The sequence below is a fragment of the Achromobacter sp. FW305-C-30-7 genome, assembly GCF_058783105.1.
Genome location: NZ_JBYSYI010000012.1, coordinates 126,229 through 142,278 on the forward strand (window position 1 = coordinate 126,229; position 16,050 = coordinate 142,278).

Consider the following 16,050-nt stretch of genomic DNA (forward strand, 5'->3'; position numbering starts at 1 on the left):
CGCCCAGCAACCGGAACGCAGCATGGATACTCAAATGTCCTTCCAATCTGTAGGTCCGGCCCCCGCTGGCCGGACGGCGATCAGCGCGTATAACCCGGCCTACGATCCGCTGGTGTCCCCGCCCGGGCGCGGCCAGGACTACGCGCCCACCTACTGGGTCGCGACCGCCGGCCAGCCGCCCGAGGACGACGGCCCGGTCGAAGGCGATATCGACGCCGACGTGGTGATCGTGGGCTCCGGCTTTACCGGCCTGTCGGCGGCCCTGACGCTGGCCCGTGACTTCGGCGTAAAGGCCGTGGTGCTCGAAGCCAACCGCGCGGTGTGGGGCTGCACCAGCCGCAATGGCGGGCAGGGGCAGAACGCATCCGGGCGCCTGTACCGCTCGCAATGGATAGCGCGCTGGGGCCTGGCGACCGCCAAGCGCCTGGACGCCGAGATCCGCGAAGGCTTTGAATACTGGAAGAGCCTGGTGGCCCAGGTGGATTGCGACGCGCAGCCGGGCGGTCATCTCTACACGGCGCACCGCCAGAAGAAGATGGCCTTCCTGGAGAACGAAGCCCGCGTGATGCGTGAGGTGTTCGGCTACGACGCCAGGATGCTGAGCAGGGAGGAATTGCGCGAACGCTACGTGTACGACCGCGAGGCGGTGGGCGCGATGCACGAGCCGGACGGCGTGGGCGTGCATCCCTTGAAGCTTGCCTATGGCTACATGCGCCAGGCGCGGGCGCTGGGCGTGCGTATCCATCCGGGCAGCCCGGTGCTGGGCTGGCGTTCGGAGAACGGCGGCGTGCGGCTGCAGACCCCGAACGGCTATGTACGCGCGCGCCGCGTGGCATTCGCCACCGGCGGCTACACCGCGCAAGGCGTCAACCGCCTGCTGGACAACCGCATCATGCCGGTGCTGTCGAACTCGCTGGTGACGCGGGTGCTGACCCCGGCGGAGCGTGACGCCGCGGGCCTGAAAAGCACGGTGTTCATCACCGACACGCGGACCTTGCGCTTCTATTACCGCCTGCTGCCCGATGGCCGCATGCAGATAGGCAGCCGCAGCGCTCTGCGCGGCGCCGACGCGCAGCATCCGCGCCATCTGGCGCTGCTGCGCGAGGGCTTGGCGCGCAAGTTTCCCACGCTGGCGGGCGTGGACGTGGACTATTCCTGGTGGGGCTGGGTGGACGTGAGCCACGACATGATGCCGCGCGTGACGCAGCCCGATCCGGCGCAGCCGGTCTATTACGCCTTCGGCTATGGCGGCAACGGCGTGGCGTTCTCGGCCCACGCCGGCAAGCGCCTGGCGCAGCGCATGATGGGCCAGGACGGCGTGGCCTGGGACCTGCCGATCTACGACTCGCCCTTGCCGGGCCATATGTTCGCGCCGTTCCGCAGGCTGGGCCAGGGCCTGCTGTACCGCTGGTACTACCTACGAGACGAAATGCTCTAGCGTGTGCAGGTCCGGGCCCTCAGGGGCCTTTTTACTGCCGGCGGCGGCACGGCGGTAGCGCTCGACCACCTTGGCCAGCCTGGCGATGCCGGGCTCGATGTGTTCCGGCCGGATCGAGGTGAAACCGACGCGCAGGAAGTTGCGCGGCGCGTCGGCGCCGTTCATGAAGAAAACGTCGCCCGGCTCGACCACCACGCCTTCGGCCAGCGCCGCCTCCGACAGCTCGACCGCATTGAGCCAGGGCGGCCCTTGCAGCCAGCAGAACGAGGACCCGGTGATGGGGATGGACTTGAAATCAGGCAGGTGCCGCGCCAGCGCGCGGGCCAGTTCGGTGCCGCGTTCCTGGTAGGCCTGGGACTGCCTGCGCAGCAGTGAATGGTGGTGGCCCAGCGAAATGAACAGCGAAAACGCGCGCTGGATGTAAGCCGACGGATGGCGCAGCATCAGGCGGCGCAGGGCGCGCAATTCGGCGGTGAGCTCGCGCGGGGCCACGATGTAGCCGATGCGCAAGCCTGGGGCGAAGGACTTGGCCAGGCTGCCCACGTAGATCACGCGGCCGTCGCGATCCAGGCTCTTCAATGCGGGAATCGCGCCTTCGCCCCAGCGGCTCTCGCTTTCGAAGTCGTCCTCGATGATCAGGCTGTCGGCCTGGCGCGCCAGCGTCAGCAGGTTCTGGCGGCGTTCCGGCGACAGCGTCACCGTGGTGGGGCATTGGTGGCCGGGCGTGACGAAGATGTAGTCGCAGCCCAGCAGATGGGTGCCGCTGCACAGCCCTTGTTCGTCCACCGGCAGGGGCAGGAGATTGCGCGTGTGGCTGGCGAAGATGTTGCGGGCGTCGGGGTAGCCGGGGTCTTCCATGCCGACCACGGTGTCTTCATTGACCAGCAGGTCGGCCAGCAGATAGAGCGCGTGCTGCGCGCCCACGGTGATGACGATTTCCTCGGCGTCCGCCCAGACGCCGCGGCGCGGCAGGACCTGGGTGCGGATCTGTTCGATGAGCGCGGGATCGTCGTGCGTGATCAGGTCGGGCGCCCAGCTGCGGATGTCCAGCACCGACAGCGCCTTGATGCAGCACTCGCGCCATTCCGCGGTGGGAAACAGGTCCTGGTCGAACTGGGCGTAGACGAAGGGATAGGGCTGCTTCTGCCAGTCGCGCGGCTTGGTGATGTTGCGCTGGCGGGATGGCCGGAAGCGCAGTCTTTCGTCCCAGCGCACGTCCGGTTCGCCAGCGTCGCCGGGCGGGGCGTCGGACGTGGGTCCGGAATGGCCTCGCATGACCGTGTCGCTGACGAAGTGGCCGCTGCGTTCGCGCGACACCAGATAACCTTCGCTGACCAGTTGCTGATACGCAAACACGACGGTGTTGCGCGCGATGCGCAGCTGGTCGGCCAGATGCCGGCTGGACGGCACCGGCGTGCCGGGCGGCAAGTGGCCGCTGAGGATGGCGGACACCAGCATCTGGCGCACGCAGCCCTGCAGGCTGAGATTGGGCGCGCTTTCACGTTCGAACAGGCGCTCCCACAACACAGGCTTGAGCATCGAGGCCTGGCTGGACATGACGGCTCCTTGTGTAGGCCCGCGCAGCCGGTAGCCGCTGCGCAGGCGCCGTTCTTGAGGATAGAGGAGCCGGATGGGGGAAGAAATGAGGGATTGCCCGGGCGGCGTTCAGACCCGTCCCTTCCAGGGGATGGCGAATTTCTCCAGATAGCGGACCAGCAGGTCGAAGGCGAAGGCGAACACGCCGATCACGATGATGCCCATGATGACGGTGTCGCTGGCCAGGAACTGGGCCGCGTTCAGCACCATGAAGCCCAGGCCGCGGTCGGCGGCCACCATTTCGGCGGCCACCAGCGTGGTCCAGCCCACGCCGATGCCGATGCGCATGCCGGTGAAGATTTCCGGCATGGCGGCCTTCAGGATGACGTGCCAGACGATCTGCGCGGGCGTGCCGCCCATCGCGTAGGCAGCGTGAATCTGTTCGATCGACACCGAGCGCACGCCGGCGCGGGCCGCGATCGCCATGGGCGCGAAGATCGCCAGGTAGATCAGCAGGACCTTGGGGAATTCGCCGATGCCGAACCAGATGATGATGAGCGGCAGATAAGCCAGCGGCGGCAGCGGGCGGTAGAACTCGATGGGCGGATCGAAGATGCCGCGCGCGTAGCGGTTCACGCCCATCAGGATGCCGACCGGAATGGCGGTCACGCAGGCCAGAAAGAAGGCCCCGAACACCCGCGACAGGCTGGCCAGCGCATGTTCCGTCAGCGTCGAATTGGCCACGCCGTCGGTCATGGCCGAGACGAACTTGTCGTATACGGCCAAGGGCGAGGGCAGGAACAAGGGCCGCACCCAGCCGGCGCTGGTCACCAGGAACCACAACCCGATGAGCGCCAGGCTGGTGATCAGGCTGATGTGGCCGCTGTAGCCCGCGCCCGGCGCGCCGTAGACCCTGCCTGGCGCCGCGGGCTTGTGGCGCGGGTGGCTGCTAGCCATGGAAGCCTTGGGGGGAGGAGGCTCGCTCGTCGCCATAGATGATGCCAAGGACTTGTTCGCGCATGGCGATGAAGTCGGGACTGGATTTGATGCTGCGGCCATCGCGGGTCTCCAGGTAGCGCCGGTTGAAGTCCGGCGTGAAGGTGTGCGTGATGCGGCCCGGGCGGGGCGACATGACGATCAGCCGCGAACCCAGAAACAGCGCTTCTTCCACGCTGTGCGTGATGAAGAAGAACATCTTGTTGGTCTGCCGCCAGATGTCCAGCAGCAGCTCCTGGATGGTCTCGCGGGTTAGCGCATCCAGCGCCGCCATGGGCTCGTCCATCAGCAGCATGGCGGGGTTGCAGGTCAGCGCGCGCGCAATGCCCACGCGCTGCTGCATGCCGCCGGACAGTTGGTAGATCATGTGGCGGTGGAAGTCCTGCAGGCCCACCAGTTCCAGGTTGCGGCGGGCGCGGGCGCGACGGGTTTCCTTGTCCACGCCTTGCAGCTTCAGGCCGAACTCGGTGTTCTCCAGCACGTTCAGCCAGGGTAGCAGGGCATGTTTCTGGAACACCACGCCACGGTCCGCGCCGGGCCCGACGATGGGCCTGCCGCCCAGCGTGATCTCGCCCTCGGTCGGCGACAGGAACCCGGCCAGCAGGCTGAGTAGCGTGGTCTTGCCGCAGCCCGAGGCGCCCAGCGCGACGACGAACTCGCCGGGCTGGATGGTCAGGTTGACGTTCTGCAGCGCGATGACCGGCCCGCTGTCGTGCAGGCCGGGGTAGGTGACGCTGACTTTCTCCGCGCACAGGCTCTGCGTGGCGGACGTGGACTGCATGGTCATGCCGGCTCCCCTAGTTGCGACGGGCTGCGCGCAGCCCTGCGGGGCGCGAGGCAGGCGGCGCCGGACGGCCCGCCTGGCCGGGCGCGTCGCTTACTTCTCTGCCGCCTTGGCGTACTTGTCCGTGACGTGCGGGCTGTAGTCGGCCAGGGCCTTGTCGATCTGCTTCTGGTCCTTCAGGAACTTGGCGCTGGCCGCGAAAGCGCGCGCGGCGCCCGAGTCCTTGCCGCCGCCCAGCCAGACATTGGAGGCCTGTTCCTGCACCGTCGGGAAGACCAGCAGCTGGAGCGCCTCGACCATGTCCTCGGGCTTGCCGCCGATCAGCTTGACGATGCTCTTGACCTGGGGCGAGTCAGCGGTCCACTTGGCGCTGTTGGCGCGGTAGTCCGCATAGGACTTGGCCAATACGCTGGTGAAGGCGGCCATGAACTTGGGATTCTTGGCGGCCCAGGCGCGGTCGACCACGATGCCGTCGAAAGTCGGCACGCTGGCCTTGCCGATCTGTTCCGAGTCGGCAATGATCTTGCCGCTCTTGGCGATCTCGGTCAGCGCGGGCGGCCAGACGTAGGCGGCGTCGATGTCGCCGCGCTGCCAGGCGGCCACGATCTGCGGCGGCTGCATGTTCAGGATGCGCACGTCGCGCGGATTGATCTTCCAGACCTGTTCCAGCCCCACCAGCAGATGGAAGTGCGAGGTGGACACGAAGGGCGTGGCGACGCGCTTGCCTTTCAGGTCGGCCGTGCTGTTGATGCCGGAACCGTTGCGCGCCACCAGCGCCTCGGATTTGCCGATGTTGTCCAGGATCCAGAACAGCTCCATGTCCACGCCGCGGGTGGCGGCGGCGGTGATGCCGGTGGAGCCCAGCACGCCGACCGGCACGTTGCCGGAAGCCAGGGCAGTGGAAATGTCGCCGCCGGAGGTGAACTGGCGCCAGTCCACCTGGTAGCCGGCCTCCTTCAATGCCTTGTCGAAACTGCCGTCGGCGATGGCCGACAGGAACGGCCCGACGATCAGCTGGTAGCCCACCACCAGCTTGGTCTGGGCATAGGCGGGAGCGGCCAGCAGCGCGGCGGCCAGGCCGGCCAGGGTGCAGCGGCGGATGAGGCGGAATATCGCGTTCATGGAGATCTCCGGGAGGGAACGGCCGCGCTCCGGCGCGACCGGCTGAAGCCAGTTTGCCCGGATGGGGCCAGAACGCTAGGTCCAGATGCCCTAATCAGTAGGAGCCAAAAAGATCCAGGCCCGCCTGCCTCGCCGGCAACGCCAGGACTGGCGCGGCCGGCGCGGCGGGATGCGGCCGGCGAGGCGGCCCGCGACATGCGCCAAAAGGGGGAGGGAGATCCTGCTAGCGGATGAGGCTCAGAAACTCGGCCCGGGTCGAGGGGTTGTCGTGGAATTCGCCCAGCATGACGGAGGTCACCATGGACGAATTCTGCTTTTCCACGCCGCGCATCATCATGCACATGTGCTGCGCTTCGATGACCACGGCCACGCCGGCGGCGTCGGTCACGGACTGCACGGCCTCTGCCACCTGGCGGCTGAGGTTCTCCTGGATCTGCAGGCGGCGCGCGTACATCTCGACGATGCGCGCGACCTTGGACAGGCCCAGCACCTTGCCGTTGGGCAGGTAGGCCACATGCGCCTTGCCGATGAAGGGCAGCATGTGGTGCTCACAGAGCGAGTACAGCTCGATGTTCTTGACCAGCACAATCTCGCGCGTGTCGGAGGTGAACAGCGCGCCGTTGACGATTTCGTCCAGGTTCTGGTCGTAGCCGCGGCACAGGTGGCGCATGGCCTTGGCCGCGCGCGCCGGCGTGTCGGCCAGCCCTTCGCGGGACGGATCTTCCCCTAGTTGTTCGAGAATGGCGGTGTAGTGCTTTTCCAATGACATCGGGGACTCCTGGGGGCGGCGCTGGTTGCGGCGCTTTACTGTGTGTAGCGTAGTGCTGCAAGTCTACCGCAGCGCGGGAAAACGATCAGACGGGGTTCGGGTCCGGCCCGGATCAGACTCCCCGGTTCTCGACGGCGTACTTGATCAATTCCGCCTGCCCATCTATGCCCAGCTTGCGCTTGATGTTCAGGCGATGGGTCTCCACCGTGCGCACCGACAGCCCCAGCGCCTGCGCGATCTGCTTGTTGGCCTCGCCGCTGGCAATGTGGCGCAGCACGTCGCGTTCGCGCTGCGTCAGCATGGTGGCGGGCGCGGTGGCCTGCGACAGGCGCACTGCCACCGCGGCGCTGAAATAGCTGCGGCCGGCCATGACGGCGTCGATGGCGGTGACGATCTCCTGCGCCGGCTCGTCCTTCAGCAGATAGCCGCGCGCGCCGGCCTTGACCGCCTGCACCATGTATTCGGGGTTGTCGTGCATGGACAGCACCAGCACCGCGATCTGCGGGTAGCGCTCATGCAGCAGGGCGGTCAGTTCCAGTCCGCCCACGCCCGGCATGTTCAGGTCCATCAGCGCCAGGTGCGGCAAGGTGCCGCCCTGCGGATCCTCGGCCAGGCACGCGGCCAGGAAAGCCTGGGCGGCGGCGGCGTTGCCGGCTTCGCCCACCACCCGCAGCTGCGGCACGGTTTCCAGGCGCAGGCGCAGCCCGTCCCGTACCAGGGGGTGGTCGTCGATCAACAGCAGTCGGATGGCTTCGGTCATGCTTCGGGGCTCGCGGGAACGGGGGCGGCGGGCAGCGGCAGCCAGGCTTGCAGCACCGTGCCGTGGGAGGTGGAGCGGAACGTCAGCGTGCCGGACAGCGCGTTCATGCGTTCGCGCATATTGCGCAGGCCGATGCCGCGGCGCGGATCCTGCTGCACTTCGGCATAGTCGAAACCGCGGCCGTCGTCGGCAATGGTCAGGCGCAGGTCGCGCGAAGAATAGGCCAGCGTCAGGTCGGCGCGGGTGGCGCCGGCGTGGCGGATGACGTTGGTCAGGGCTTCCTGGGTGACGCGGAAAAGGGCGGTGGCGTAGGCTTCGGGCAGCTTCTCCGGCTGCCCGGCGGTATGCAGGCGCACGGCCAGCGGCGGGGCGCCGTCCTGGCTGGGAATGGCGAACTCCCGGCCCAGGTGTTCCAGCGCGGCCGGCAGGCCCAGGTCGTCCAGCAGCGTGGGCCGCAAGTTGTGCGAAATGCGGCGGACCTCGCCCACGGCGGTGTTCAACCGGTCCAGCGCGCCACCCAGCGGGGTATCGATGTGGGCTAGCTGGCGCGGCTCCGTCGGCAGTGCCTGCCGCAGCCGTTCGCGCGCCGCTTCCAGGGACAGCTTGATCGACACCAGCACCTGGCTGATGCCGTCATGCAACTCGCGCGAGAGCCGTGCGCGCTCGTCTTCCTGCGAGCGCACCAGCTGCCGCGCCATCAGTCGCAGCTTGGCGTCGGACTGGCGGTGGTCGCTGATGTTCAGGGCCAGGCCGCAGGCGGCCACGCCCAGGATGGACACGGCGGCGATGCCTGCCACCCAGGCGAACATGCTGCGGATATTGGCCTGCGCGGCGGCGTCGATGCGTTCCAGCGCTTGCTGCACGTCGTCCAGATAGATGCCGGTGCCCAGCATCCAGCCCCAACGCTCCAGCACCACCACATAGCCGAGCTTTTCCTCGGTCTGGAGGGTGGACGGCTTTTCCCACAGGTAATGCACCGCTTCGCCGTCCTGGCCGCCGCGCCGGGCGGCCGTCAGCAGGTTCTGGATGACCGGCTGGCCCTTGGTGTCGCGCAGTTCCCAGAGGTCCTGGCCGACCAGTTCCGGTTGGCGCGGGTGCATCAGGTTCCTGCCCTGCAGGTCGTAGACGAAAAAATAGCCGTCGTGGCCGAATTCCATCTGCGCCAGCAGGTCGAGCGCGCGCTGGCGGGTGGCGTCGTCGTCGGCCGCCGCCTGCAGCGGCGCGATGGCGCTGTAGGCCAGGTTGACGTAGTGGCGCAGCTCGCCTTCCTTGCTGGCCAGCCAGGCGCTTTCCACCACTTGTTTTTCGCGCTGCGCGAGTTGCAGGCCTTGCACGTAGACGGCCACCGTAATGGCGGCGACGGCCACCAGCAGGGGCACCGCGGCAAGCAGCAGGATTTTCAGGCGCAGCTTCATGAAGGATTTGTATCAGCGCGAACGCGAATATTGCAGTGCAACATGTTGCGTCCCGCAATCAGGACGGGAAATTTCAGCTTGGATTTTACGATTTCCGCCAAATCATGCTGCGGCGCATTGCGTAGTAACACGTAGCGGACTTGCGTAGTTTCGCGCTTGTTGCTGCGTGGTCAAAACGAAATACTAGCGTCCGCGTCGACACGGCGCTGCGTGGACGCGCGCGTCCACCACCCCACAACAATGAGTCTGCCTTCCGCGGGACGATAAAAGCGTTTCACGCCAAAAGCATGGCGGGAGGCAAGAGGAGCACTTATGCAAACCAGCAGTAAGGGACTGGGTCAACACCTGGTCTGGCTGGCGGTTGCGGTACTGGGCGCGTTCGCGCTGGGCACCGTGGCGCTGGCCAGAGGGGAGACCATCAATGCGCTATGGGTGGTGATCGCCGCCGTATGCGTGTATTTGATCGCATACCGTTACTACAGCCGCTTCATCGCCAAGAACGTCTTCCAGCTGGATCCGACGCGCATGACGCCGGCATGGAAGCACAACGACGGCCTGGACTACGTGCCCACCAACAAGCACGTGCTGTTCGGCCACCACTTCGCCGCCATCGCCGGCGCCGGTCCGCTGGTGGGCCCGGTGCTGGCCGCGCAGATGGGTTATCTGCCGGGCATGCTGTGGATCCTGGCCGGCGTGGTGTTCGCCGGCGCCGTGCAGGACTTCACGATTCTCTTCATCTCGACCCGCCGCGACGGCCGTTCGCTGGGTGACCTGGTCAAGTCCGAACTGGGCAAGATCCCGGGCGTGATCGCGCTGTTCGGCGCCTTCATGATCATGGTCATCATCCTGGCCGTGCTGGCGCTGATCGTGGTCAAGGCGCTGACGCACTCGCCCTGGGGCACCTTCACGGTGGCCGCGACCATCCCCATCGCGCTGTTCATGGGCGTGTACCTGCGCTACATCCGTCCGGGCAAGATCGGCGAGGTGTCCATCATCGGCTTCGTCGGCCTGATGGCCGCCATCACCTTCGGCCAGGACGTGGCCGCGCACCCGGTGATCGGCCCCATGTTCGACTTCGACGGCAAGGGCCTGACCTGGATCCTGATCATCTACGGTTTCATCGCCTCGGTGCTGCCGGTGTGGCTGCTGCTGGCCCCGCGCGACTACCTGTCGACCTTCCTCAAGATCGGCACGATCGTGGGCCTGGCCATCGGCATCGTGGTGGTGGCGCCCGAGCTGAAAATGCCCGCGCTGACCCAGTTCGTCGACGGCACCGGTCCGGTGTGGTCGGGCAACCTGTTCCCGTTCCTCTTCATCACCATCGCCTGCGGCGCGGTGTCGGGCTTCCACGCCCTGATCTCCTCGGGCACCACGCCCAAGCTGATCGAGAACGAAACCCAGGCCCGCTACATCGGTTACGGCGGCATGCTGATGGAATCCTTCGTCGCCATCATGGCGCTGGTGGCGGCTTGCGTGATCGAGCCGGGCATCTATTACGCCATGAACAGCCCGGCGGCCGTGATCGGCACCACCCCCGACCAGGTCGCCCAGGTGGTGTCCAGCTGGGGCTTCGTGGTGACGCCGGCCGACCTGATCCAGACCGCCAAGGACGTGGGCGAAAGCACCATCATCTCCCGCGCCGGCGGCGCGCCCACGCTGGCCGTGGGCATGGCCCACATCCTGCACCAGGCCATCGGCGGCCCGGGCATGATGGCCTTCTGGTACCACTTCGCCATCCTGTTCGAAGCGCTCTTCATCCTGACGGCGGTCGACGCCGGCACCCGCGCTGGTCGCTTCATGCTGCAGGACCTGCTGGGCACTTTCGCCCCGACGCTCAAGCGCACCGACTCGCTGCCCGCCAACCTGATCGCCACCGGCCTGTGCGTGGCGGCCTGGGGCTACTTCCTGTACCAGGGCGTGGTCGATCCGCTGGGCGGCATCAACACGCTGTGGCCGCTGTTCGGCATCGCCAACCAGATGCTGGCCGCGATCGCCCTGACCCTGGGCACGGTGGTGCTGTTCAAGATGAAGCGCGACCGCTACGCCTGGGTCACGGTGCTGCCGACCTTGTGGCTGCTGGCATGCACGCTGACCGCCGGCTGGCAGAAGCTGTTCCACGCCGATCCGCGCGTCAGCTTCCTGGCGCACGCCGACAAGTACAACGCGGCCATCGCCGAAGGCAAGGTCCTGGCTCCGGCCAAGTCCCTGGGCGAAATGTCGCGCGTGGTGTTCAACGACTACATCAACGCCGGCCTGTGCGCGATCTTCATCTTCGTGGTGGTCAGCATCGTGGTGTTCGGCCTGCGTTCGGTGCAGCGCGCGCGCAACGAGAACAAGCCCACCTCGCGCGAAATGCCGTACGAAACGCTGCCGGCCGCTGCCGGCGCGGACTGAGCAAAGGGGAGACGACGCATGCTGTTCACCAACATGAGTTCCGCGGCCGGCGCCGCCGGCCGCTACCTGGGGCAGACGCTCCGGCTGATGGTCGGCGTGCCGGACTATGAAACCTATGTGGCGCACATGCGGCGCACGCACCCTGACCAGGAGCCGATGACTTACGAAGCATTTTTCCGCGAGCGCCAGGACGCGCGCTATGGCGGGAAGAAGCGGATCGGCTGCTGCTGACAGACAAGGCCTCGCTCGCGAGGCCTTTTTTTCGTCCAGCAGCTTCTAGGCGCCGGGTGCTTCCGCCTTTCTGCGCAGCTTTTCGGCGTAGATCACCAAGGGCACCGCCCCAATGGCGCACAGCGACATCACCAGGAATCCCCCCGGCGCATAACTGCGGTACAGCGCGCCGCCCAGCTGAATGCTGGCGAACATGAAGACCCCGCCCGACAACAGCGCATAGAGCGCAATGGCCGAGGTCTTGATCGCCGCGGGCACGTGGCGCGTGATGTACCACATGATGGCGGCGTTGTTGCCCGCAAGGGTGAAGCACTGCAGCAGCTGCAGCGCGGCGATCAGCGTGGGATCGGTGGTGGCGGATAGTCCGGCCCAGCGAACCGCCGTCATGACGGCGGACGCCAGGATCAGCCACTGCGCGCCTGTGCGGGCCAGGATGCGGGGCGCCAGGAAGAAGAACAGGACCTCGCTGGCCACGCCTACCACCCACAGCATCGAAATCAGCGAGGTCGACAGCCCGCTGGCGGTCCAGTACAGCGTGGAATAGGAATAGAGGAAGCCGTTGCTGGCCTGGACCAGCGAGGCCGCCGCGATGCACATCAACAGGGGGCGGTCGCGCAGGACCTCGAGCATGGGCAGGCGCACCGCAGGCGCGGGCGCTTCACCGGCGGCGGGGCGCGCCGCGCGGGGTAGCAGCCGTACGCAGGCCAGGCAGGCGATGATGAGCAGGATCGACAGCCACATCACCCAGTCGGCGTCGAAGGTCTTGATCAGGTAGCCGCCGGCCACGGTGACCACGGCGAAGCCCAGCGAGCCGCAGGCGCGCATGACGGTGTAGGAGCTGCCCTGGCCGCGGCCGCTGGCGATGGCCATGCGGTCCATCAGCGGTAGCACCGCCGGGAAGACGGCGTTGAGCAGCAGGGTGATCGCCAGCAGCCAGCCGGGCGTGCTGCTGAACGGGTAGCAGACGAACAGCACCAGCGACGCCGCCAGGGCCGCGGCGATCAAGGCGTGCGCGCGGCCGGTCTGGTCGGCCACGTGCGCGACGACCGGCGTGGACAGGATCTTGGGCAGGAAGGACGTGGCGACGATCAGGCCGATCATGGCGGGATCCAGGCCGCGGCTGGCGAACCACAAGGGCAGGAAGGGAATGCTGACTCCCTGCAGGCCGTAATACAGGAAGTAAAACCCGTGCAGGGCGAGGGCGCCTTGCCTGGCGTCGGGATTGCCGCGCATAGCGATGAATGGATCCGGCTGAATTGACGCGGCGTAGCATACTCCTAGCCGGGCTGGATTTCAGAAGCGGCGGAGCCTCGATGCAGGGCATGGTCAAAGAAGAGGCCGCGCCTTGATCCAGGACATTGGCAAAAGTGCACGGGCGGAATTACGCTAGCGTAGTCGTGGCGTGTATGAGCTGCGCCGCGCGTGCGTTTTCACCATCATTCCTAGGAGTTGCGACCCATGGCCAAGAAACTGGATGAGAAGACCACCAAAGCCCTGAAAGAGCGGCGCAAGCGCCCGCTGGCGACGCCGACCGACCTGGCGTCGGCGGCCACCAGGGATATTTCCGCCGCGCTGAACCAGATACTGGCCGACGTGTTCGCGCTGTATCTCAAGACCAAGAACTTCCACTGGCATGTCAGCGGGCCCCATTTCCGCGACTACCATCTGTTGCTGGACGAGCAGGGCGACCAGTTGTTCGCGATGACGGACCCCATCGCGGAACGCATCCGCAAGATCGGCGGCACGACGCTGCGGTCCATCGGGCATATCGCACGCTCGCAGCGTATCTCGGACAACGACGCGGACTATGTGCAGCCCCTGGACATGCTGGCCGAGCTGCGCGAGGACAACAAGGTCCTGGCCGCGGCGCTGCGCGAAGCGCACAACATCACCGACGAGCACCGCGACATCGCCAGCTCCAGCTTGATCGAAAACTGGATCGATGAAACCGAAAGGCGCACGTGGTTCCTGTTCGAAGCCAGCCGGGAGGGGGATTCGACGGGGCATTGAGGCGCCAGCCAGCCGGGCGCCCTCGTCCTGCCAGGCCGGCTTGCCCGCCTCAGCCGTGCTTCCCGAAACCGCCGCTGGCCCACTCCGATGCGCGCTGTACGCTCAGCTTGTACGTCGGCGCAACATGGGTTTGTGCCAGTTGCTCGCCGGATTCATCGTAGGCGCTCAGTACGGCGTACGGCTCGTCTTCATCGGGAACGATATCCAGCTTGACGGTCAGGCGGCCGGCGGCGGCGTCGATTTTCACGCTCTTGTGCAGCGTGGCGTGCAATTGCTGCTCGTGGCGGCGCAGGACTTCCCTGGCGGTCTTGACCAGGGTGATGAAGGCGGGGGAATCGAGCGGCTTGGGGTTCTTCTTGTCGCGGCCCATGGTCCATGGACCGACCAGCGCCGGCTCGGCCTCTCCGTCCATGGTCATTTCCACGGCCCAGCCGTCGTCTTCCTCGTTCTTGATGATGCGGGCGGTCCAGCCGTCGTCGCGCCACAGCGTGGGTAGCTGCTCTTTGCGGTCTTCGGGGGCATCAATATCCGGCATGCGGGCGTCGTTCACTGCTGGTTTTCTCCTGAATTCGTTTGCTCGCCAACCCATGATTGTGGCGCATCACGGCTTCCTGCCAAAATAGCAGGTGGCTTGGGCGGTTTTCTGACCCGCCGTCGAATTCAGCCCACAAAATACGCAAGTCACCTTGCCGAACGTGTACTCAGGGATTCCTGCGATACAGCGCCAGAGAGCCGGCCAAGGCCAGCAATGCGCCGCCACAGGCGCGATCCAACCAGAGGGCGCCGTCGCGCTTGAGCAAGCGGATCGCCTTGGCGCCAGCGGACGCATAGGTAAACATGACGAGAAGGTTAATGGCCGAAAAAACGGTCGCCAGCGTGACGTACTGCGGTATCTGGGGCGCCTGCGTGGAAATGAACTGCGGCAGAAAGGCCGAGAAAAACAGATAGCCCTTGGGATTGGTGACGGCGACCAGGAAGCTCCGTAGAAAGACCGAGCGGCCGGCGGGCGCTTGCGCGGAAGACTCGGCGGGTAGCGTCACCGAACCGGACGACCGGAATAGCCGGATACCCAGGTACGCAAGATAGACGACACCAATCCATTTGATGGCCGAGAACCAGAATTCGGAGGCCGCCAGCAAGGCGCCCAAGCCCAGCGCCACCGCGCTGATCAGTACGAAATCCGCCAGCACCGCGCCCATCATGCCGGGCAGCGACGCGCGAACCCCGAGATTCGCGCCGTTGGCAAGTGCCAGCAGAACCGTCGGGCCGGGTGTCGCAATGCCCACGAAGGCAACCACGGCGAAAACGAGAAGCGTGTCAGTCATGCTCGGATTTTCCAGTTTGGTCGGTCGCTAGGCAAGGTCAGCTGAATTACGGGGCGTCGCAGGTTCCGGCTGTCGCTGGAAACCGTTGCCATTGCGCAAGGGCCATCGCGACGGTGGCCACTACTCCCGCCGATAACATCGTGGCGGCAATACCGGTCCTGGCGAGCATGATACCGCCCAGCGTCGCGCCGCAGCCGATGGCGGCGTTGAGCACCGCGGTATGACCCGCCGCCGCCGACGTGGCCGCGTTGCCGGCCGCGCGCAGGATCCATGACTGCAGGCAGGTGAACAGTGCGGTGATGGCTGCTCCCCAGCAGGCCAGCAGCAGCGCGACTGGCGTCAGGCCGGCTTCGGGGCCGAGCATTCCGAGCGCGATGAGCGCGGCGCACAGCGCCGCCAGCGCCGTGAGCGTCACCCCTTGCAGATGCCGGTCGATCAGCACGCCGGCCGCGATATTGCCCAGCACGCCTGCGGCGCCGAAGGCAAGCAACAGGGTGGCGACCATGGTGGGGGGCAGGGTGGGAATGGCAGAAAGGTAGGGGTCGATGAAGGTGTATGCCCAGAAATGGGCCGTGGTGGCGCAGGCCGTCACCAAGTAGATGCGGCGTAGCGGCGCGGCGCGCAGCACGGCGCCCAGGCCTTGCCGGGCCGCGGCGGAAACGCCCGGGATGGGCGGCAGCATGATCAGCATGAGCAGCGCGGCCACAGCGGCGAGGGCGCCGATCGCACCGAATGCGGCGCGCCAGTTGGTGGCGTGGCCGATCAGGTTGGCCAGCGGCACGCCGGCGACGGTGGCGACCGATATGCCGCCAAAAATGATGGCGGTGGCCAGGCCGGCGCGTCCGGGCGGCGCGATGCGCGTGGCGGTGGCAGCGGCCAAAGCCCAGAACAGGCCGTTGGCGACGGCGCCCAGCGCCCGTGCGCCGAGCAGCGCGGCATAGGTCTGGGACGCCATCGTGGCTGCGTTGGCCGCCACCATCAGCACCATCAGCCAGATCAACAGGGGTTTGCGCGGGACGCGGCCCAGGCGGCCCGCGGCCAGCAGCCCGCTGCCCGCGCCGATCCAGGCGAATAGCGTTACGGTCAGGCCCAGTTCGGCCTCGCTGTGGTCCAGATCGGCAGACATCTGGGTCAACAGGCCGATGGGCGCGAACTCGGTCGTGACCATGCTGAAGGACGCCAGGCCCAGCACGATGATGGCGAGCCAGGCTTGCGATGGAGGTATGTGGGAGCGGGGGGGCATCGGGGCGGGGGCTGCGCCTGTGTGAGC

15 protein-coding genes are annotated in these 16,050 nt (G+C 66.7%); 4 read left to right on the top strand and 11 right to left on the bottom strand.

The genetic code is table 11. The features are described from left to right. Positions 1-34: 34 nt before the first annotated feature. Positions 35-1,438: an NAD(P)/FAD-dependent oxidoreductase gene (locus AC3WOB_RS28445; protein WP_202798617.1), complete on the top strand. Its 1,404-nt coding sequence runs from the start codon at positions 35-37 to the stop codon at positions 1,436-1,438. Here AC3WOB_RS28445 and pdxR read toward each other — a convergent pair. The 7 genes from pdxR to AC3WOB_RS28480 form a co-directional block, all read right to left on the bottom strand. After that, complete coding sequence (gene pdxR, locus AC3WOB_RS28450; protein ID WP_013393526.1) at positions 1,418-2,995, bottom strand: MocR-like pyridoxine biosynthesis transcription factor PdxR; 1,578 nt, start codon at positions 2,993-2,995, stop codon at positions 1,418-1,420. The two genes, AC3WOB_RS28445 and pdxR, sit on opposite strands and share 21 nt — an antisense overlap. Positions 2,996-3,103: 108 nt before the next feature. Next, the gene (locus tag AC3WOB_RS28455) at positions 3,104-3,931 is read right to left on the bottom strand and encodes an ABC transporter permease subunit (protein ID WP_013393527.1); all 828 of its coding nucleotides are present in this window, start codon (positions 3,929-3,931) and stop codon (positions 3,104-3,106) included. Further along, positions 3,924-4,757, bottom strand: a complete 834-nt coding sequence (locus AC3WOB_RS28460; protein ID WP_013393528.1) for a taurine ABC transporter ATP-binding protein — start codon at positions 4,755-4,757, stop codon at positions 3,924-3,926. The genes AC3WOB_RS28455 and AC3WOB_RS28460 overlap by 8 nt, the downstream gene beginning before the upstream one ends. A 90-nt stretch (positions 4,758-4,847) precedes the next feature. Continuing rightward, complete coding sequence (gene tauA / locus AC3WOB_RS28465; RefSeq protein ID WP_013393529.1) at positions 4,848-5,876, bottom strand: taurine ABC transporter substrate-binding protein; 1,029 nt, start codon at positions 5,874-5,876, stop codon at positions 4,848-4,850. 223 nt (positions 5,877-6,099) lie between these two features. Continuing rightward, positions 6,100-6,645 (bottom strand): GTP cyclohydrolase I FolE, encoded by a 546-nt coding sequence (gene folE / locus AC3WOB_RS28470; RefSeq protein WP_013393530.1) that lies wholly within the window; start codon positions 6,643-6,645, stop codon positions 6,100-6,102. A 112-nt stretch (positions 6,646-6,757) separates the two neighbouring features. After that, entirely contained in the window at positions 6,758-7,405 is a 648-nt protein-coding gene (locus AC3WOB_RS28475; RefSeq protein ID WP_013393531.1) for a response regulator, read from the bottom strand. Beyond that, positions 7,402-8,820, bottom strand: a complete 1,419-nt coding sequence (locus tag AC3WOB_RS28480; protein ID WP_013393532.1) for a cache domain-containing protein — start codon at positions 8,818-8,820, stop codon at positions 7,402-7,404. The genes AC3WOB_RS28475 and AC3WOB_RS28480 overlap by 4 nt, the downstream gene beginning before the upstream one ends. A gap of 312 nt (positions 8,821-9,132) precedes the next feature. Between AC3WOB_RS28480 and AC3WOB_RS28485 the strand changes: the two genes are divergently transcribed. Both AC3WOB_RS28485 and AC3WOB_RS28490 read left to right on the top strand, forming a co-directional pair. Next, on the top strand, positions 9,133-11,214 hold the full coding sequence (locus tag AC3WOB_RS28485; protein WP_013393533.1) for a carbon starvation CstA family protein: 2,082 nt from the start codon (positions 9,133-9,135) through the stop codon (positions 11,212-11,214). 18 nt (positions 11,215-11,232) lie between these two features. Beyond that, a complete protein-coding gene (locus AC3WOB_RS28490) occupies positions 11,233-11,445 on the top strand; it encodes a YbdD/YjiX family protein (RefSeq protein WP_013393534.1) in 213 nt (70 codons plus the stop codon). A 45-nt stretch (positions 11,446-11,490) separates the two neighbouring features. Here the strand turns inward: AC3WOB_RS28490 and AC3WOB_RS28495 are convergent, their stop codons facing one another. Then, entirely contained in the window at positions 11,491-12,678 is a 1,188-nt protein-coding gene (locus AC3WOB_RS28495; protein ID WP_013393535.1) for an MFS transporter, read from the bottom strand. A gap of 225 nt (positions 12,679-12,903) precedes the next feature. Here AC3WOB_RS28495 and AC3WOB_RS28500 point away from each other — a divergent pair, with 225 nt between their 5' ends. Further along, positions 12,904-13,455: a Dps family protein gene (locus tag AC3WOB_RS28500; RefSeq protein WP_013393536.1), complete on the top strand. Its 552-nt coding sequence runs from the start codon at positions 12,904-12,906 to the stop codon at positions 13,453-13,455. Between the two features lie 49 nt (positions 13,456-13,504). Here AC3WOB_RS28500 and AC3WOB_RS28505 read toward each other — a convergent pair whose 3' ends face one another. From AC3WOB_RS28505 to AC3WOB_RS28515, 3 genes are all read right to left on the bottom strand, one after another. Then, on the bottom strand, positions 13,505-14,005 hold the full coding sequence (locus AC3WOB_RS28505; RefSeq protein WP_013393537.1) for a hypothetical protein: 501 nt from the start codon (positions 14,003-14,005) through the stop codon (positions 13,505-13,507). Between the two features lie 151 nt (positions 14,006-14,156). Beyond that, the gene (locus AC3WOB_RS28510) at positions 14,157-14,780 is read right to left on the bottom strand and encodes a LysE family translocator (protein ID WP_013393538.1); all 624 of its coding nucleotides are present in this window, start codon (positions 14,778-14,780) and stop codon (positions 14,157-14,159) included. A 46-nt stretch (positions 14,781-14,826) separates the two neighbouring features. Beyond that, positions 14,827-16,023 carry an MFS transporter gene (locus tag AC3WOB_RS28515; protein WP_492276867.1) on the bottom strand — a complete coding sequence of 399 codons (1,197 nt, stop codon included), beginning with the start codon at positions 16,021-16,023 and terminating at the stop codon, positions 14,827-14,829. Positions 16,024-16,050 lie beyond the last annotated feature (27 nt).